This window comes from Gordonia sp. SL306, from assembly GCF_026625785.1.
Lineage (GTDB): Bacteria > Actinomycetota > Actinomycetes > Mycobacteriales > Mycobacteriaceae > Gordonia.
On record NZ_CP113063.1, the window covers coordinates 1361082 to 1378905 of the forward strand.

Genomic DNA, 17824 nt, shown 5'->3' on the forward strand with positions numbered 1-17824 from the left:
GGTCTGATGACCGAGCGCCGCCGCATCGTCCTGTGCACTCTCGGCGGGACGATCGCCGCGGTGGGATGCCCGGGGGTGAATGGGGTAGCGCCAACCAGCGATACGCCACTCCTGGGCGAGAAGCTCGACGTCTCGGGCCTGGACCTGGAGCTCAACGAGCAGCGGATCAGCACTCTCCCCTCCGCTGCAATAGATTTCATGCTCATACATCAGGTACTCGCCCACGCGGAGAGCGCTGCCGACGAAGGCGCGTCAGGCGTGGTGGTAACGTCCGGCACCGATATGCTCGAAGAAGTCGCCTTCGCGCTGAGCCTTCTGTGGACGAAGCATATTCCGATCGTGGTCACCGGTGCGATGCGCCACCCGGGGTCGGTGAGTCCTGACGGGGACGCCAACCTGGTCGCGGCCCTACGAGTGGCCTCAGATTCACGGAGTCGAGGCCTCGGATGTGTCGTCGTGATGAACGACCGAATATATGCACCGTGGCTACTGCAGAAACGCCACAGCACCAACGTCGACGCCTTTGGTTCGGCACTGTCCGGACCGCTCGGCGAGGTGGACGAGGGTAACGTCCACCTCTTCTCACGACCCATCACCGGTTACTCGCTTCGCCTACCTGACGACGCCGAGTTCCCACCTGTCGCACTCATCCGACCCGGACTCGGCGACGACGGACGCCTCCTCGAGTGCCTGACCGATCTCGGCTACCAGGGACTCATCGTGGAGACTGCCGGTGGTGGATCCGTGCCGCCATGTTGGATGAGGGTTCTCGGACGAATCGCCAGGCAGATTCCTGCGGTCTACGCATCCCGAACGGGATCAGGGCCCGCACTCCGGTCCACTTACGCCGGTCCCGGTGCCGAAATCGACTTGCAGGATCAAGGGCTGATGGCTGCAGGCCTACTCGACGGCCCGAAGGCACGTGTGCTGTTGACCCTGCTCCTCGCCAGAGGAACCTCGCGGCCCGGCATTCGCGACGCCATGTCCGCATACGGGGCATAGTCATCGTCCCAGAGAGCCCGGACTGGCGATTCAGTTCAACCGACTCGCGACCTCGGTCGCCCAATACGTGAGGATGATCGAGGCGCCGGCACGCTTGATGGAGGTCAGCGATTCGAGGATGGCCGCGTCGCGGTCGATCCAGCCACGTTCTGCGGCCGCGGTGATCATCGCGTACTCGCCGCTGATCTGATACGCCGCCACCGGGACGTCGGCGACCTCGGCGGCGTCCCGGACGATGTCGAGGTAGCTCATCGCGGGTTTGACCATCACGAGATCGGCGCCCTCCTCGAGGTCGAGGCGGATCTCCCGCAGTGCCTCGATCCGATTCGAGGCGTCCTGCTGATAGGTGCGGCGATCCCCTTCCAGCGACGACCCGACGGCCTCGCGGAACGGGCCGTAGAAGGCCGACGCGTACTTGGCGGCGTAGGCCAGGATGGCGGTGTCCGTGAGCCCCTCGGCGTCGAGACCGGCGCGGATCGCGGCGACCTGACCGTCCATCATGCCGCTGGGGCCGAGCAGGTGGGCACCCGCGCGCGCCTGCGCCAGCGACATGGACACGTACCGGTCCAGGGTGGCATCGTTGTCGACCCGCCCCCGGTCGTCGATGACCCCGCAATGCCCGTGATCGGTGAACTCGTCGAGGCACGTGTCGGCCATCAGCACGGTCGAGTCGCCGAGGTCGGCCGACAATGTCCGCAGGGCGCGATTGAGCACGCCTTCCGGATCGTCGGCGCCCGATCCGACGGCGTCCTTGTCGTCGGGGGCCGGGACACCGAACAACATCAGCCCCCCGACACCGGCGCGGACCGCCTCGTCGGCGGCCTTGCGCAGTGAGTCGGGCGTGTGCTGGACGACGCCCGGCATCGACGAGATCTCGCGCGGCTCGTCGATGCCGTCGGCGACGAACATCGGCAGGACCAGATCCTGCGGTGCGACGACGGTCTCGGCCACCAGGCGCCGCAGCGCCGGAGTGGACCGCAGTCGGCGGGGACGGATCACCGGTGCCATGGACGCATTCTCCTTTGCTTGCGAGCCCTTCGAGACGCTTCGCTCCTCAGGGAACGGGGGACGCTTCGCTCCTCAGGGAACGGTAGTCAGGACCGCGACCGCCGCGACTTCTTCCGCGGAGGCGGCAGCGCACCCTCGGCACGCAGCCGCGCGGCGTGCTCGGCGAGTGCGTCCACCAGTTCGGACACCGAGGCGCTCTCCGGCTGCACGTCCACGCGCAGACCGAATTCCGTTGCGGTCTCGGCAGTCTTGGGGCCGATGCACGCAACGATGGTGCGCGCGTGCGGCTTTCCGGCGATACCGACGAGGTTGCGGACAGTGGAGCTCGAGGTGAAGCACACGGCGTCGAAGCCACCGGTCTTGATCATCTCGCGCGTCTCAGCGGGCGGCGGAGCAGCCCGGACGGTGCGGTATGCGGTGACGTCGTCGATCTCCCAACCGCGTTCACGCAGCCCCTCCGAAAGGGTCTCGGTCGCGATGTCTGCGCGGGGCAACAGGATTCGGTTGACCGGATCGAAGACGTCGTCGTACGGCGGGAAGTCGTCGAGCAGTCCGAGCGAGCTCTGCTCGCCGGAGGGAATGAGCTCGGGCTGGATGCCGAAGGTACGCACCTTCTCCGCGGTCGCCTCGCCGACGCAGGCGATCTTGACACCGGAGAAGGCCCGGGCGTCGAGACCGAACTCGGCGAACTTCTCCCAGACAGCGCGCACCGCGTTGGTGGAGGTGAACACCACCCACTGGTAGCGGCCGTCCACCAATCCCTTGACGGCCCTTTCCATCTGGGCTGGGCTCCGCGGCGGCTCGACGGCGATCGTCGGCACTTCCTTGGGGATGGCACCGTGCGACTGCAGGCGATCGCTCATGTCGCCGGCCTGATCCTTGGTACGCGGCACCAGCACGGTCCAGCCGTACAGCGCCCGCGATTCCCACCACGAGAGCTTGCCGCGGTGGCCGACGACCTTGCCGATGGTCAGGATCAGCGGGCCGACGAGCGCGTTGCCCTGTTCGTTGAGCGAGGCCAGCGTCGACTCGATGGTCCGCTGGGCGCAGGTGGTGCCGTTGACGGTGATGGCGACCGGGGTCTGGGCGGCCATACCGTGTTCGGTCAGCGCGCTCGCGGTCTCCGCGAGGTGTCCGGCGGTTGCGTGCAGCACCAGCGGGCCGGGGGCCGCGGCGAGCGCCGCCCAATCGACACCCTCGGACCGTACATCGGCCTCGGTGTGACTGGATCCGAGCGGCATGCCCGCGTAGCTCGGCACCACGGACGCGGCGGGGAGCCCGGGCAGAACCTCGAACTGCACCGACGACCGCGCGACGGCATTCACCTCGGCGAGCACCGAGTCGGTGGTGAGGGGATCACCCGAGACCACTCGCACCACGTCGTCGCCCGCCCTGGCGGCTGCCACGAGGGTCTTGGCGACCTCGGCCGGATCGCCGAGCGCCGGATGCACCACCGATGTCTCGTCCGAGTCGCCCTCGACGTCGGGGTCGGCGGCCTTCGGGGATTCGGCGTCGGCCGGATCGGACTTACCTGGGTCGACCTTCGTGGCGGCGTCCTTGGTGGCGTCCTTGCCCGCGTTCTTGCCCGACCGTGCCGACGACTCGGATTCGACGCGATTGGCCGCGCCGATCATGTCGACCACACCGGCCGGGACGTCGGGATCGATGTAGGCCGTGGTGGCCTTCTCGATGACGTTTCGGGCGCGCACGGTCAGCAGGTCGGGGTCACCTGGTCCCGACCCGACGAACAGGATCCGTCCCGGATTGACCTTTTTCGTACGGCTCATGAGTTCGCACTCTCCTGCCCCTGTCGGAGCTGCAGTTCTCTCTGCTACCGGAGTCGCGAGGGTGAGTGGGCTCGATTGTCGCGACCCGCTCACCAAGGGCGCCGAGGGCGCCGCTAGGCTTGCGAACCGCGGCCGACGAGCACGCCCGCTCCCAGCTCCAGCAGTTCGGCGGCGAGATCCTTGCCGAGTTGCTCTGCACGATCGACGGGTCCCACCACCGAGGCACGGATCACATCCGATCCGTCCTCGGCCGCCACTGCCGCGCGGAGCGACAGTTCGGCGAAGATGCGCCCGTCGTCGTCGATCGACTCGACCACCTCGGCGATCGCTCCGACCGGGGCGGTGCACCCGGCCTCGAGGGCCGCGAGCACCGATCGCTCGGCGTCGATCGCCGTATGTGTGGACGCGTCGTCCAACTCGGCGAGTATTCTCACCAGTTCGGCATCGTCGGAGCGGCACTCCACGGCCAAGGCCCCCTGTGCCGGCGCCGGTAGCATGACCACCGGCTCCAGCGCCTCGCTGACCTCATCGGCCCTGCCGATGCGTACCAGACCGGCTCTGGCGACCACGACCGCATCGAGTTCACCGCTGGCGACTTTGCCCAACCGAGAGTCAAGGTTGCCTCGTAGGGGGCGGATTTCCAAACCGAGACCCAATGCTCTAAGCTGTGCCGCCCGGCGTGGCGCCGAGGTCCCGACCGTGGACCCGGGAGGCAGTTCCCCGAGCACCATCCCATCCCTGCTGACCAGCGCATCTCTGGGATCCTCGCGGGGCGGGACGGCGGCGATGGTCAGTCCGGATTCCGGTGCCGTCGGCAGATCTTTGTACGAGTGGATCGCGACGTCGATCTCGTCGTTGTGGAGCGCGACGCGGATAGCCGTGGTGAACACCCCGACGCCGATCTCGGCAACCGGCGCCTGCGAGGCATCACCGGCGGTCCGGATGATGACCAACTCGGCCGGGTGCCCGGCGGCGATCAAGGCATCGGCGACGGTCTGGGCCTGGGTGGTGGCCAGCAACGAACCACGAGTACCGATGCGGATCACGTTGCTGTCGGCTCCCGCGCTCACTGCTCGGTCCGGCCGGCGTCGCCCATCTCCGGCGCCGAGACCGATTCCGCGGCACCCGGTCTGAGCTCGAAGAGTTCGCGCAGCGCCTCGGCGTAGTGGTCGCCGTTCGGGGTCGAGGCGAGTTGCTTCACCCGGACGGTCGGGGCGTGGAGCAGCTTGTCGACGACACGTCGCACGGTCTTGGCGACCTCGTCGCGCTGCGGGTCGTCGAGGCCGGGCAGTCGGGTCTCGAGGCGCAGGATCTCCGCCTCGACGACGTCGGCGGCGCGCTGACGCAGCGCGGCGACGGTCGGGGTCACCTCGGCCTGACGCTGGTGGGTCAGGTAGTCGGCGAGTTCGGCGGCCACGATGGACCGTGCGGCGTTGGTGTCGTTCTCCGCGGCCTGGGTCTCGGAATCTCCGCGCAAGCCCTCGATGTCGACGACGTGGACGCCGGGCAGCCGTCCGGCGGCGGGGTCGACGTTGCGAGGCAGGCCGAGGTCGCAGATGACCAGCGGGCGCCCATCGGTCCGGGCAGCGAGCGCCGAGTGCACCTCGCCGACGCTGACCACCGTTCCGACCGATCCGGTGCAGGTGACCACGACGTCGGCGACGGCCATCGCGGCGGGCAGCTCGTCCAACCCGGCACCGCGGACCGCGATGCCGTGATTGGCGGCGATGTTGCCTGCGAGGTGTTCGGCGTTGGCGACGGTGCGGTTGACCACGACGAGATCGCGGACACCTTCGCGGGCGAGCTGCGCGGTCGCGAGGCCGCCCATCGCCCCGGCACCGACCACAACGGCCGAACGCAGCCCTGAGGTGGTCGCGGTGCCCTCTGAGCTCGACAGGACGGCCTGCGCCCGATGCAGTGCCACCGAGACGACGGAGGCACCCGCGCGGTCGATCCCCGTCTCGGTGTGGACGCGCTTGCCGACGCGCAGCGCCTGCTGTGCGAGTTCGTGCATGACCCGGCCGGTGGACTGATTCGCATCCGCGTCCAGGTAGGCGTTGCGGATCTGCCCGAGGATCTGCTGCTCGCCGACGACCAGCGAGTCGAGTCCGGCGGCGACGGTGAAGAGATGTTCGACGGCCGCCTCCGAGTAGCGGACGTAGGCGTGGCGGGTCATCTCCGTGACGGTCATCCCCGAATGGTCGCCGAGGACCGCACCGACCGCTTCGAGTGCGGGGTGGAACGCGTCGACCACCGCGTAGATCTCCACGCGGTTGCACGTCGAGACGAGCATCGCCTCGGAGATCGCCCGTGACGACAGCAGTGCGTCGACGAGCTTGGGTCGATCGTGGTCGGAGACCGCCAACCGCTCGAGCACCTCCACGGGTGCACTGCGATGCGAGACCCCGAACAACAAAACACTCACGCCGTCACCGTTTCCTCACCCGTGGGTGAGCCCATTCGATCCATACGGGTCCCACCCATTGCGGGTTTCCTGTTCGACGCACGCACACCCGTCGTCCGACCGGCCGAGGCCGATCCGGGACGCGTTCGCGTCGCGTTGAACGCCAACACCTGTAGCTCCAAGGCTAGATCAACCTGTCGGACGACAACATCGGAGTCCGTCCTCAGTGTCATTTGAGTGACGTTGAGCAGTTGTCGGACACCGGCCCCGGTGAATGCGTCACACGCGGCCTGAGCGGTGGCGTCGTCGGTCGCGATGACCCCGATCTCGATTGCCTCGGCGCCGTGACCTGCGCAGACATCGGCGATCGTGGACAGCGGCGCGATCACCGGGCCACCCGGCTCGATGATGCTGCCGATCAGGGTCGGGTCTGCGTCGAACATCGCCACGACTCGGAATCCGCGACCGAATCCGGCGTGCGCGAGCAATGCACTGCCGAGCCGTCCCGCCCCGGCGAGCGCCACCGCGTGCGCGCTGTCGGTGTGCAGGGCGAGGGAGATCCGTGCCGTCAGCCGTCCGACGTCGTAGCCGACCCCACGCACGCCGTTGGCGCCCACATGGGACAGATCTTTGCGCAGGATCGCCGAGTTGACGCCGGCCGCCGTTGCCAGCTGGACGCTGGAGGCCACCAGGACGCCCTGCTCGCTGAAGGACCGCAGCACGTGAAGGTAGGTCGCCAGGCGGGTCACCGTCGGTTCCGGGATGTCCGGGCTCACCGCGAACGTGTCGTCCGCCGAGGACGTGGACACCGACTTGTCGGATGTGGGGGCCTCAGAGCCTGTCGCGCTGCCGCTCACGGTCTGGTCATCCTCCTCCGGCCGTCGGCGGAAACCACCCGCCATCCCCCATCCAGATCCCCGTACCGGACCTCAGCGTATACCGCGCGACAACCTCTTCCGCCCCCGACCGCCGAGTCCCGTCAGCCTCACTGTCCTCAGCCGTCACGCCTCGCCAGATCGGCCCGCAGGCGGGGCTCGTCGATCTCCCAGTAGCTGTGTTCCTCGCCGTCGAGCAGCAGCACCGGCAGCCGGTCGCCGAACTCCGCTCGCACCGTCGGATCGCCGTCGTCGGCGGCCCGATCCACGTCCACCTCGTCGAAACCGGTCCCGAGTTCGGAGCAGATCCTGGCGAGGTCGGCGCGGGCGGTGGCGCAAGCCGAACAGTCCGCTCGCGTGAGCAACGTCAACGGCATGGCGCGTTCCACCGATCACCTCCATCGCGGCCGCGTCGTCGGCCTTGTTCCGTCAGCCTTGTCACAGCGCCAGTGTGACACCCTCACGATCGAGCCCGACTAGTCTGGACCGTGGCTACTGTGGACATCCGGAGACGGAACCGAAGGCGTGGGAGGTTGACCTGTGGGCGAAGCTCCGGACGGCGCCGGGAGCGAAGCGAGCGGGCCACCTGGGCACGGCGCCGGGAGCGAAGCGAGCGGGCCCGAGGTCGACAACACCGATGCCACCACCCCGGCCCTCGATGAGACCGCGCTCGATGGTGAGGACTGGGAGACTCACGCCGAGAGCATCGATCCGTCGGGAACCGGCGGCGACGACGGACTCGACGACTCGGGCGGCGACGACACCGTCGATGATGACGAGGACGCCTCACGGGTAGCCACCTGGATCTCCGAACGTGCCCGCGCCACCAGCGGTCGCTTCCGACAGACGGCTCACGAACTACGTCAGGCCCTGGCCGGTGAGGCGAGCGCCCGGGTCGCCGTCGACACGCTGCGCGCCCGGCCACCGTCGGACGAGGAACCCCCGGAGACCCCGCGTGATCTGACCGCCGCTGCGTTCTTCGACGTCGACAACACTCTTGTTCAGGGCGCGTCGATCATCCACTTCGCCCGTGGCCTGGCCGCGCACAAGTACTTCACCTACGGTGACATCCTCGACTTCGCGTGGACGCAGGCGAAGTTCCAGATCACCGGCAAGGAGAATCCCGACGATGTCGCGGAAGGTCGCGAGAAGGCGCTCTCCTTCATCGCCGGACGCCAGACCTCGGAGCTGATCCAGCTCGGCGAAGAGATCTACGACGAGTACATCGCCGACAAGATCTGGCCCGGCACAAGGGCTTTGGCACAACGTCATCTGGACGCGGGTCAGCAGGTGTGGCTGGTGACGGCAACGCCGGTGGAACTCGCGCAGACGATCGCCGAGCGTCTGGGGCTGACCGGCGCCCTCGGTACCGTCGCCGAGAGTGTCGACGGCGTGTTCACCGGTCGACTCGTCGGCGACATCCTGCACGGTCCCGGCAAGGCGCACGCGGTGCGCGCGCTGGCGATCCGGGAGGGTCTGAACCTCAAGCGCTGCACCGCATATTCGGACTCGCACAACGATGTGCCCATGCTGTCCCTGGTCGGGACGGCGGTGGCGATCAACCCGGACGCCGACCTCCGCGAGGTGGCCAAGGTGCGCGGTTGGGAGATGTACGACTTCCGGACCGCCCGCAAGGCGGCGAAGTACGGCGCGACGACGGCGTTGGTGCTCGGCGCGGCCGGCGCGGGTGCGGCGACCGCGACGAGGTTCTGGCGGCAGACCCGGAACTGAGGCCCGGATTGCTGTCGGCGCGAAGTCGGTTGCCGTCGGCGGGAAATGGGTTGCTGTCGGCGGGGGATGGGTTGCTGTCGGCGGGGGCTACAGCGTAGCGACATCCGACATCGGATCGATCAGCACCTTTGCGTGATGCTCGGCGCCGGCGAGCGCGTCGAACGCCGCCTGCACCCCACCGAGTCCGACGGTTGCGGTGATCAACGGACTCGGGTCCACCTCGGCGTCTGCGATCATGTGCAGGGTATCGCGGAATTCGCCTGGGTCGTAACCGAAGACGAAGCGAAGATCGATCTCCTTGTTGATCGTCATGGCCGGCCGGAAGGTGTCGGGCTGCATGCACACGCCGACCACGACGACCCGTGACCGGAACGGCGCATGGGACACGATGTCCTCGATGATGCCGGGCACGCCGACACACTCGAACACCACCGGTCCCCGCGGTGTCGCACCGACGCGTTCGGCGAGCCGCATCACCTTCCACCACGGCACACCGGGGATTCGCTGCAGTTCGTGCATCGCGCCGAACGCGGTGTCGAACAGGTCGCTCGCGCGGGTCAGGTACTTGCGCTTCTCGGTGCACGCGTCCCACGGTGACTCGGCCGTCGGGTCGACCACGACGTCTGCCCCGCAGCGTCGCGCGAGCGCCCGGCGACCGGCCGAGAGGTCACTGGCCACCACCGATCGGACTCCTGCCGCCTTCAGCATCAGGATCACCGCGAGCCCGATCGGTCCGCAACCGATCACCACCGCGACGTCACGCTTGCCGACGTCACCGCGCCGGACCGCGTGGTGCGCGACCGCCAACGGCTCGGTGAGGGCGGCGAGATCCGCCGTCACGTTGTCGGGCACCGGCATCGTCAGGTCCTCGGCCACCAGCAGCAGGTCGGCGTAGGCGCCCGGCGCATGCACCGACAGGCCGGTGAGGTGCGCGTCGTCGCCGTGCTTGATCATCGGCAGGGCAACCACCGATGTCCCCGGCGCCCAACGCTTTCGACACCCCGGCCCGTACGCGACCACGTCACCGGTGAACTCGTGCCCCATGACCACTGATTCCGTCGACCGCATGAATCCGCCGTAGCCGACCTCATCGGCCACGGCGGCGCTGGCGTCGCAATGCGTACGCGCGTGGAGGTCGGAGCCACAGATACCCGCCCTGATGACGCGGATCAGTACCTGTCCCGGCCCCGGTGTCGGTATCGGGAGCTCGACCACCGACAACTCACCGTCGCGGCATGCCACAGCCTTCATCTTCGGTCCCCACCCTTCGTCGCCTCGCTGTCTTCCGGCGACGGCCGGGTTCGATCAGCCGAAGTAGACGCTACCGCGACGGCTGAGCATACGGAACAAGGTCTGCTGGATTTCTTCACGGACGTGATCGGTCAGGTCGAAGACCACCATCGGATCGTCGGCGGAACTCTCGCCGTAGGAGCCGGTGTCGATCGGGCGACCGAAGTGGATGTGCCATTTCGACGGCAGCGGGACCACCCCGAGCGGACCGAGCCAGGGGAAGGTGGGGGTGACCGGAAAATACGGTAGACCAAGTACTTTCGCGATCGGCTTGAGATCGGCGAGCATCGGATAGATTTCTTCGGACCCCACGATGGAGACGGGGACGATGGGAGCGGCGTTGCGCAGGGCGGTGGTCACGAAGCCACCACGCCCGAACCGCTGCAGCTTGTAGCGGTCCTTGTACAACTTCCCGATGCCCTTGTAACCCTCGGGCCACACCGCGGTGAGTTCGCCTGCCCGCAGCAGCCGGTCGGCGTCGTGATTGCAGGCGAGGGTGGCGCCGATTCGGCGGGCGACCTCGCTGACACCGGGGGTGTCGAATGCCATGTCGGCAGCCAGAACTCGCAGATAACGTCCGGCCGGGTGATTGTCCCGCACGGCCAGCGACGTCATGATCGCGTCGATCGGGAGCGTGCCCGCGTGGTTCGCCACCAGGAGCGCCCCGCCCTCGGTCGGCAGGTTCTCGATCCCGGTGACCTCGACACGGAACCACTTCTCGTAGACCTGCCGGATCGCCGGGAACCACACCGACTCGGTGAAGTGCGGATCGAAGCCGAACTCGTCGACCTCGTACTCACCGGTCATCCGTTCCCGGATGAACCCGGCGGTCGCGGTCAGCGAGTCGGCGACCGCACCCCGGATACCGGAGAGCGAGAAGAGCGGGCTCGACCGCGACGGACCCAGGTGCTCGACAAGGGGCTCGGCGGGCAGCCGCACGTCCTCGTTGATCGGCGTCACGCGCGCGGGCGGCAGCCCGAAGCCATCGGTGTTGGGATGTCCGGGTTGTGTGCCTTGTCCGGAATTTTGTTGCACCGTCATAGTTTTCGCGGACGGCCGGGCTCCGGCGGGCTGCTGACTCGGGTGACGCGCACGGCCTTGTTCGCGCGCGGCACGACGGCTCGAATGTGGCGGTTCGACACCATCGCCCGGCGTCGCGTAGAGCTGGATCACCTTTGCAGTACGTGCGTCATTGGCGCCACCTGCCAAGAGTCTCACCCCTACGTTCCACGTTGCGTTCGAACCCCGACGGCCACGATGGCGTCTCAGCGATTATGCTACGCGCTCACCGGACTGGGTCTGGTGTCCAAGTCTAAGGCCTAGGTCTCGTTCGTGCACAGGTGTGCGCGAAGTCACGCGGCCGAGTCCGACACGACGCCGATTCTCATTGGAGCTGGTGCGCGGCATCGACCACCCGTCGTTCGAGTGATCGCCAGGAGTCGGGCGCGACAACGGCGGACGACCCGCCGCGTTCGATGAAGTCGTCGACGGTCTCCAATGTCGAAAACCGCGGCGCGAAACCGAGTTCCGCGCGCATCCTGGTGGTGTCGAGCACGCGCCCGTAGGTGAGGTACTCGGTCTGGCTGGAGCGTAATTTAGCCGACCTAAGGTCTTGGAACACGCCGGTGATCGGCGCGAGCAGACTGCTCGGCACCGGGAGTTCGATGTGGCCGATACGCCGGATCGCCTGAGTCAACGTCACCACTCCCTCCCCGGAGACGTTGAAGGTTCCGGGCTTGCCGGTGAGGGTCACGTGCTCCATCGCCGCCAGCGCGTCTTCCTCGTGGAGGAACTGCAGCCGCGGTTGATAGCCGATCACGGTCGGCACGATCGGCAACGAGAGATAGGAGCCCATGCGCGTGTTGATCCGTGGACCCAGCATCGCCTGCGGCCGGACGATGGTGACATCGATGTCCTGTCGCCGACGCCCCAGCCCGCGGACATAACCCTCGATGTCGAGGAGGTCCCGACCGTACCCGCGCTTCGGCTCACGGCGGGCAGGTGTCTCCTCGGAGAAGTGCGACGGATCGTGCGCACTGGCGCCGTAGACCATCGCCGTCGAGCGCAGGATCAGCCGCTTCACCGAGGGACTGCGCTGGCAGGCCGCGCACACCTGCATCGCGCCGACGACGTTGAACTCCTTGATCGCGGCCGAGTGCGGCGCGGTCTCCATGATGGAGGTCGCCGCGTGCACCACGGTGTCGACCTCGTAGCTCGCGATCGCCTTGGCGATCGCCGGCCGCCGGATGTCGAGACGCAGGAACTCGGCGCGACCCATACGGCGCATCAGGTCTTTGCGCGGCAGTCTCGAGTCGACTGCGAGCACCCGCTCGATATCGGGGTTGGCCGCCAACCGCGCCACGAGGTATCCGCCGAGGAAGGTGGACGCCCCGGTGACCAGCACCGTTCGCGGCGTCGCGGTGGCCCGCTCGTCTGACATGCCCCAAGGCTAGCGGGCCGTCACGCGCTCCGCTGCGCGCAGCCGATCAGCTCAGAGGTGCAGAAACACGAAGAACCCGCCATGAGCGGGTTCTTCTCGGCAGGTCGCCGGTCGTGGAGCCGACGACTATTTGCCGAGCTTACGACGCTGCACCCGGGTCCGCCGCAGCAATTTGCGGTGCTTCTTCTTCGACATGCGCTTGCGGCGCTTCTTGATCACAGAACCCATCGGGGTGCTTCCTCACGGTTGACGCTTCTATTTCTGACAGTCTGGTGTGCCCAGCCATGCGTGGCGCAGCGCGTAGGCATCAGCACGCGAAGTCCCACATTACCGGTCCCCGGTGGTCAAGCGAAAATCAGGTCGTCAGATGCCACAACTCCCCCGGCCGAGTCACGCCGACAAGCGCGCTCCGCCGAGGGAGTGGAGATGTCGTTCGGACCGGATGACCGTCCGGCGCCCGAGGGGCCGGCGACTAGCCGACGTCGAAGTACGAGGTCTCCAGGTAGTCGTGCACGGCCTTGGCGTGCACCCGGAACGAGCGGCCGACGCGCACGGCAGGCAATTCGCCGCTGTGCACGAGCCGGTACACCGTCATCTTCGATACTCGCATCAGCGATGCGACCTCGGCGACCGTGAGAAACTGCGAGCCCGAGGCCGCATTGCTCACCGCGCCAGTCCTGTCACCAGGCTTTTCTGCAGGTGCCATGAATTACTCATACCTCCGGTGCACGCGTCGCGGCCGCCGGCTTCCCCTCCGGCGGACATCAGACACGCACGTGCTTAAAGGAGCTTAGCGTGGCTGATGTGAAAAAAGCGACGTGAGTTGTGTGAATGTTGCGGCAAATTTTGCGTCAACCCCTACATCCTGGGGTTTCGCAGGCCATCGACCACAAATTCAGGGGGTGTCGGGATCCGTCCGACGCCCGTTCGCACCCGAAAAACCCTCAATGTCGGGTCGATGTCCGGCCTTCGCACTCGCCTGTGCGCACGCCCGGGTCGCCTCGTAGACACCGTGTCGAAAGCCGTTGGCCTCGAACGCGCGGATCGCCGCCGCCGTCGTCCCGCCGGGCGACGTCACCGCAGCGCGCAGATCGACCGGCGACAGTCCCGATTCGCTGAGGAGCAGACCGGCGCCCCTGATCGTCTGCACCGCCATCTCGGTGGCCTGCGGCCGACTCAGGCCGAGAGCCACACCGGCATCGATCATCGCCTCGGCCATCAGGAAGACGTACGCGGGCCCGGAGCCGGAGACCGCGGTCACCGCATCCATCTGCTTCTCGGGCACCACCGTGACCTTGCCGACCGATTCGAGGAGCCCCACGACCGCGGCGAGCTGTTCGTCGCCGACATAACGTCCCGGCGACACCGCCGACATCGCCTCGTTGACCAGCATCGGCGTGTTGGGCATCACTCGGATCACCGGGGTACCGGCCTGCAGTGCGTTCTCGTACCGGGAGATCGGGATGCCGGCCACCAGGGTCACCGTGACACGCTCGGAGTCGGCGCTGTCGTCGGTGTTCGCCAGCTGCCGGAGCACCGAGTCGACATCGTCCGGCTTGATCGCCAGGAACACATAGTGCGCGCCCTCGGCGGCCGAGGCCACATCGGTGACGAGGACGCCGTACTCGTCGGCGATCTCCTTGGCCCGACTCGACATCCTCTCGGCGACGACGAGGTTCTTGGTCTGCTTGCCGGACTGGATCAAGCCGGCCAGCAGTGCCTCTCCGATCTTGCCGCCGCCCACGATGGCGATGCGTTCGGTCACGAGTGATGCCTTCCTGAAGTCTGATGTGTGAGCGGGTCGCGGTGGATACCGCGAGCCGAGTGCCGCCCGGTGGTCCGAGCCCGATGCTATGAGCGCTGCGGGATGAGCGCGAGCTGTCGCGACTGCGCGACGACCGTCCCGGTCGAGTCCACCACGAGATGGTCCTCCTCGAACATCCCGGGTCCCACCTCCGTACTCGTCGCCGCGAACCGAAGCCAACCGGGTGCCGGATGACGGCGGATGTAGGTGGTCAATTGGACGGTGGGAGCCCAGCCGAACAAGGCCAGATTCATCACCACCGGTGGCGAGATGTCGCAGACGAGCACGGCGAAGTTCGTGTCCGGCTCCCCGCCCTTCGGGCGGACCCATCCGCGCACCACGGGCTCACCGGTCTCGCCACGCGCGATCGGGAAGGTCTCGGGGTCGAGCACGAAATCCAGCGCGGGCCCGAGGTGGTTCACCTCGGCGATCGGCGAATCGTCGAGTGCGATACCGCTGGGCGGTGGCTCGACGGACGTTCCGTCGAGCACTGTCTGAGCCGTGTGATGGGGCACGCCGGTGTCGGGGCGCGCACAGGTGACCGACGACGACACCATCGTCCGACCGCCCTGCATGGCGTCGACGGTCATCACGGTGACCGTCCGGCCGCGCTTGCGCACCAGCACCTCGAGGTCGATCGCCGCGGCGTCGGGCGCGGCGAGGTAGTCACTGCTGATGGCGACCGGGATCTTCGTCGCCTCCGCGTCGTCGTCCGAGGCCCCCTGCGGGGAGAGGTCGGTCAGCGCCTGCCGGGCCGCATGCGCGACGACCATCTGCAGACTGCCGCCGTGCACCTTCGGTCCGATGGTGAACACGGGGTCCATCACCGCGCGGTAGGTGATCCGGTCGTCGCCCGACCTGCCCACCTCGGTGAGGGCCAACACGTCGGCCAGCTTCTGAGTCATCGATCCGCTCTCTGGTTCATGTCGGGCGGACTCGACCGGCGCGTTCACACGTGGTCGGTCCGGACCCGTTCGGGGCCGTCCGAGGGCAGCGTCCGTCGGAGATGCTGCCGCGCAAAATCTAGCGAATGTGCCAACAGTGCACTGCGTTCGGGTTTGTTGCGGGCGGAGCTGGTGGTGACCTCGAGCACAACGGCGCCGTCGAAGTCGCTCTCCGCGAGAAGTCGGCAGACCTCTGCACACGGTTGATTGCCGTCGCCGGGGAGCAGGTGTTCGTCGGTGGCCGCGCCGTCGCCGTCGGCGAGATGCAGGTGATTGAGGCGCGATCCCATCCGCTCGAACATGGCCAGCGCGTCCACGCCCGCGGTCGCCGTATGGGAGAGGTCCAGGGTGTAGTTGGCGTAGCCGTCGTCGGTCGGGTCGATCGACTTGCCGAACGCCGACGCCGCGAGCCCGGGACCGCCACCGCGACCCGCGAGACGTTTCGCCGAACGCTCACCCGCTCCGAACAGGCGGTCGGCGCGCATCGGGAACATGTTCTCCACGGCGATCGCGATACCGCTGTCCTCCTCGAGTTCCGCGACGAGATCGTCGAAGGCTTCGACGTAGGCCCGCTGCCAGCGAAAGGGCGGATGCACCACCACGGTCTGGGCGCCGAGGTCCTCGGCGGCCTGCACCGACCGCGCCAGTTTGACCAGTGGGTCACGACCCCAGACGCGCTGGGAGATCAGCAGACACGGTGCGTGGATCGACAGGACGGGCACCTGGTAGCGCTCGGACAGGTATTCGACGTGCCGGATGTCCTGGCTCACCGCCTCGCCCCACACCATCAGCTCCACGCCGTCGAATCCGAGTTCCGCGGCGTAGGCGAATGCCGCCTCGGTGTTCTGCGGATAGACCGACGCCGTCGACAACCCGATGGGGATGTCGCGCGTCTCGGGTCGTGTCGGCGATGGCACGGCGTCTGTCACGGTGGGACTCAGGTGGCCAACAACACCAGTGGGCCGATCGTCACGATCAGCCCGACGCCCAGCGCGAGAAGTGTGGTCGTGAGATCTTTCGTCCGCCGCACGAGGTGCGCGAAGGTGACGATGCCGAAGATCACCAGCACGGCCAGCACCAGCGCGAAGTAGACGTTCCATTTCCACAGCTCGGTGAAGCCCCAGAACAGTCCGATGCCGATCGCGAGGCCGGCGATCGACTGTCCGATGACAACAAGCCACGCCACCGTCGGCGAGTGCTTGCTCCCGTCGGTGTCACGCTTGTCGTCGGTGTGCTCGTCGTCGGCGATCGCAGGCGTGGCCGCCGGCGCGACGTCGCGATCGCTGGTCGTCGCGACGGGGTCGAGAGCCTCGGCGCGAGCGGTTTCGATCGCAGCGGCCCGACGACGGCCTGCACGGGTGCTGAGATCGTCGGGGGCCGGGCCGTCGGTCTCGGCCGAGTCGGTCTCGGTGTGTACGACGTCGGTGGGTTCGGCGTCGAAGTGGGCCGTGTCGATGTGGGCCGTGTCGAAGTCCGGGCCGTCGGCGAGGTCACCGATGTATTCGGTCCGCGCCTCGGCGGGGTCCGACGACTCTGCGACGGTCGGTGCGGCGAACGCGGCGGTACCGCCCACCGACAGATCGTCGAGGTCGGGCTCCCGGTCGGTGTCCGCGACCTGGTCGGGTTCGTCGACGTCGGGTTCGTCGGCCACCACCTGCTCGCGCGCACGCGCCGCAGCGGGACGGCTGGACCGGTCGGCGTTCTGTTTGTTCTTGAGCCAGCCGAAGCGCCGCTTCGGGGGCTCGGGCTCCTCGTCGATGTCGGCGAACGCACGATAGGCCTCGAAGTCGTCGGCCGGTTCGGACTGTTCCTCGACGGCCTCGGGTGTCCCGGACGGGGAGGCCAGGTCGTAGCCGTCGATGTCGTCGGGCTCCACGACCACCAGGTCGTCGTCATCCTCCACCACGGGGATGATTCCGGTCACTGCGTTCGCGTTCTCCGAATCTGCAGCCGACGGACGGCCCCGAGGTGCCGGGCCCGGCCGGTTGGCGCCGGTCTGGGGCGCGAGTCGACCGGTCACCGATGAGGCGCTGAAGTCACGGGTGGAGGGCGAGGCATATCCGGGCATCCCGCTCGCGGTGGGACCGGACGGCCGGTTCGACGGCGGCGGCCCGTCCGGACCGGGCTTCTGAGATGGGAACGGGGACGGCGCCCGGTCTGCGACCGGGCGGTCATCCGCATAGCGACGTGCGACCGGATTCGCCGACCGTGGGAAGGCGCTCGCATCGTCGCGGCGCTCCTCCGGCGTGGGCGTTTCCGGAGCCGACCGGCGATTGCCGCCGGTCTCCGGCTCGGTGGGGCCGGCATCGGGCGGGTCGGCCGACCGGACGCGCGGGATCTCACCGGTCAGTTCCGACACCGACACCGAACCTTCGCGGCCGACGCGGCGCCTGCCGCGGCCCTCGCGGGCCCCGCCGGTGGCGGCACCGCCCTCCTCGCGACTGCGTGCCAGCAACTCCGACACGGAGATCGGCCGTGAGTCCGGTGCATCCGGTTCGTTCGCCATCAGAGTGCGCTCTCCGTCCTCGAGATCAACCCG

General features: G+C 68.0%; 17 protein-coding genes. 2 read left to right on the forward strand and 15 right to left on the reverse strand.

What is annotated here, in order from left to right; genetic code table 11:
• Positions 1-6 precede the first annotated feature (6 nt).
• A complete protein-coding gene (locus tag OVA31_RS06110) occupies positions 7-1002 on the forward strand; it encodes an asparaginase (protein ID WP_267630217.1) in 996 nt (331 codons plus the stop codon).
• A gap of 30 nt (positions 1003-1032) precedes the next feature.
• Here the strand turns inward: OVA31_RS06110 and hemB are convergent, their stop codons facing one another.
• The 6 genes from hemB to OVA31_RS06140 form a co-directional block, all read right to left on the reverse strand.
• Positions 1033-2010: a porphobilinogen synthase gene (gene hemB, locus OVA31_RS06115; protein ID WP_267630218.1), complete on the reverse strand. Its 978-nt coding sequence runs from the start codon at positions 2008-2010 to the stop codon at positions 1033-1035.
• Positions 2011-2096: 86 nt separating this feature from the next.
• Positions 2097-3797: a bifunctional uroporphyrinogen-III C-methyltransferase/uroporphyrinogen-III synthase gene (locus tag OVA31_RS06120; protein ID WP_267630219.1), complete on the reverse strand. Its 1701-nt coding sequence runs from the start codon at positions 3795-3797 to the stop codon at positions 2097-2099.
• A gap of 113 nt (positions 3798-3910) precedes the next feature.
• Positions 3911-4867: a hydroxymethylbilane synthase gene (gene hemC, locus OVA31_RS06125; RefSeq protein ID WP_267630220.1), complete on the reverse strand. Its 957-nt coding sequence runs from the start codon at positions 4865-4867 to the stop codon at positions 3911-3913.
• Entirely contained in the window at positions 4864-6222 is a 1359-nt protein-coding gene (locus OVA31_RS06130) for a glutamyl-tRNA reductase (protein ID WP_267630221.1), read from the reverse strand. The genes hemC and OVA31_RS06130 overlap by 4 nt, the downstream gene beginning before the upstream one ends.
• On the reverse strand, positions 6219-7058 hold the full coding sequence (locus OVA31_RS06135; RefSeq protein ID WP_420714145.1) for a redox-sensing transcriptional repressor Rex: 840 nt from the start codon (positions 7056-7058) through the stop codon (positions 6219-6221). Before OVA31_RS06135 ends, OVA31_RS06130 begins: the two co-directional genes overlap by 4 nt.
• A gap of 137 nt (positions 7059-7195) precedes the next feature.
• The gene (locus OVA31_RS06140) at positions 7196-7453 is read right to left on the reverse strand and encodes a glutaredoxin family protein (RefSeq protein WP_267631422.1); all 258 of its coding nucleotides are present in this window, start codon (positions 7451-7453) and stop codon (positions 7196-7198) included.
• A gap of 163 nt (positions 7454-7616) precedes the next feature.
• Between OVA31_RS06140 and OVA31_RS06145 the strand changes: the two genes are divergently transcribed.
• Complete coding sequence (locus tag OVA31_RS06145) at positions 7617-8807, forward strand: HAD family hydrolase (protein WP_420714146.1); 1191 nt, start codon at positions 7617-7619, stop codon at positions 8805-8807.
• 87 nt (positions 8808-8894) lie between these two features.
• Here the strand turns inward: OVA31_RS06145 and OVA31_RS06150 are convergent, their stop codons facing one another.
• The 9 genes from OVA31_RS06150 to OVA31_RS06190 form a co-directional block, all read right to left on the reverse strand.
• Complete coding sequence (locus OVA31_RS06150; RefSeq protein WP_267630222.1) at positions 8895-10058, reverse strand: zinc-binding dehydrogenase; 1164 nt, start codon at positions 10056-10058, stop codon at positions 8895-8897.
• Between the two features lie 54 nt (positions 10059-10112).
• A complete protein-coding gene (locus OVA31_RS06155; RefSeq protein ID WP_267630223.1) occupies positions 10113-11315 on the reverse strand; it encodes a lysophospholipid acyltransferase family protein in 1203 nt (400 codons plus the stop codon).
• Between the two features lie 166 nt (positions 11316-11481).
• Positions 11482-12537, reverse strand: coding sequence for an NAD-dependent epimerase/dehydratase family protein (locus OVA31_RS06160; protein WP_267630224.1), 1056 nt, complete (start codon positions 12535-12537; stop codon positions 11482-11484).
• 126 nt (positions 12538-12663) lie between these two features.
• Positions 12664-12765, reverse strand: a complete 102-nt coding sequence (locus OVA31_RS06165) for a 30S ribosomal protein bS22 (RefSeq protein WP_003402602.1) — start codon at positions 12763-12765, stop codon at positions 12664-12666.
• Between the two features lie 244 nt (positions 12766-13009).
• Positions 13010-13243: a helix-turn-helix domain-containing protein gene (locus OVA31_RS06170; protein ID WP_161061838.1), complete on the reverse strand. Its 234-nt coding sequence runs from the start codon at positions 13241-13243 to the stop codon at positions 13010-13012.
• Between the two features lie 189 nt (positions 13244-13432).
• Entirely contained in the window at positions 13433-14302 is an 870-nt protein-coding gene (gene proC / locus OVA31_RS06175) for a pyrroline-5-carboxylate reductase (RefSeq protein WP_267630225.1), read from the reverse strand.
• An 86-nt stretch (positions 14303-14388) separates the two neighbouring features.
• Positions 14389-15246 carry a thioesterase family protein gene (locus tag OVA31_RS06180; protein WP_267630226.1) on the reverse strand — a complete coding sequence of 286 codons (858 nt, stop codon included), beginning with the start codon at positions 15244-15246 and terminating at the stop codon, positions 14389-14391.
• A gap of 44 nt (positions 15247-15290) precedes the next feature.
• Positions 15291-16214 carry a sugar phosphate isomerase/epimerase family protein gene (locus tag OVA31_RS06185; protein WP_267630227.1) on the reverse strand — a complete coding sequence of 308 codons (924 nt, stop codon included), beginning with the start codon at positions 16212-16214 and terminating at the stop codon, positions 15291-15293.
• An 8-nt stretch (positions 16215-16222) separates the two neighbouring features.
• The gene (locus OVA31_RS06190) at positions 16223-17791 is read right to left on the reverse strand and encodes a hypothetical protein (protein ID WP_267630228.1); all 1569 of its coding nucleotides are present in this window, start codon (positions 17789-17791) and stop codon (positions 16223-16225) included.
• Positions 17792-17824: the final 33 nt, after the last annotated feature.

Excerpts from the sequence above, each read along its gene's own strand:
- OVA31_RS06110 (WP_267630217.1), top strand. The coding sequence starts at position 7 with ATGACCGAGCGCCGCCGCATCGTCCTGTGCACTCTCGGCGGGACGATC.
- hemB (WP_267630218.1), bottom strand. The coding sequence starts at position 2,010 with ATGGCACCGGTGATCCGTCCCCGCCGACTGCGGTCCACTCCGGCGCTG.
- OVA31_RS06120 (WP_267630219.1), bottom strand. The coding sequence starts at position 3,797 with ATGAGCCGTACGAAAAAGGTCAATCCGGGACGGATCCTGTTCGTCGGG.
- OVA31_RS06140 (WP_267631422.1), bottom strand. The coding sequence starts at position 7,453 with ATGCCGTTGACGTTGCTCACGCGAGCGGACTGTTCGGCTTGCGCCACC.
- OVA31_RS06150 (WP_267630222.1), bottom strand. The coding sequence starts at position 10,058 with ATGAAGGCTGTGGCATGCCGCGACGGTGAGTTGTCGGTGGTCGAGCTC.
- OVA31_RS06160 (WP_267630224.1), bottom strand. The coding sequence starts at position 12,537 with ATGTCAGACGAGCGGGCCACCGCGACGCCGCGAACGGTGCTGGTCACC.
- OVA31_RS06165 (WP_003402602.1), bottom strand. The coding sequence starts at position 12,765 with ATGGGTTCTGTGATCAAGAAGCGCCGCAAGCGCATGTCGAAGAAGAAG.
- OVA31_RS06170 (WP_161061838.1), bottom strand. The coding sequence starts at position 13,243 with ATGGCACCTGCAGAAAAGCCTGGTGACAGGACTGGCGCGGTGAGCAAT.
- OVA31_RS06180 (WP_267630226.1), bottom strand. The coding sequence starts at position 15,246 with ATGACTCAGAAGCTGGCCGACGTGTTGGCCCTCACCGAGGTGGGCAGG.
- OVA31_RS06190 (WP_267630228.1), bottom strand. The coding sequence starts at position 17,791 with ATGGCGAACGAACCGGATGCACCGGACTCACGGCCGATCTCCGTGTCG.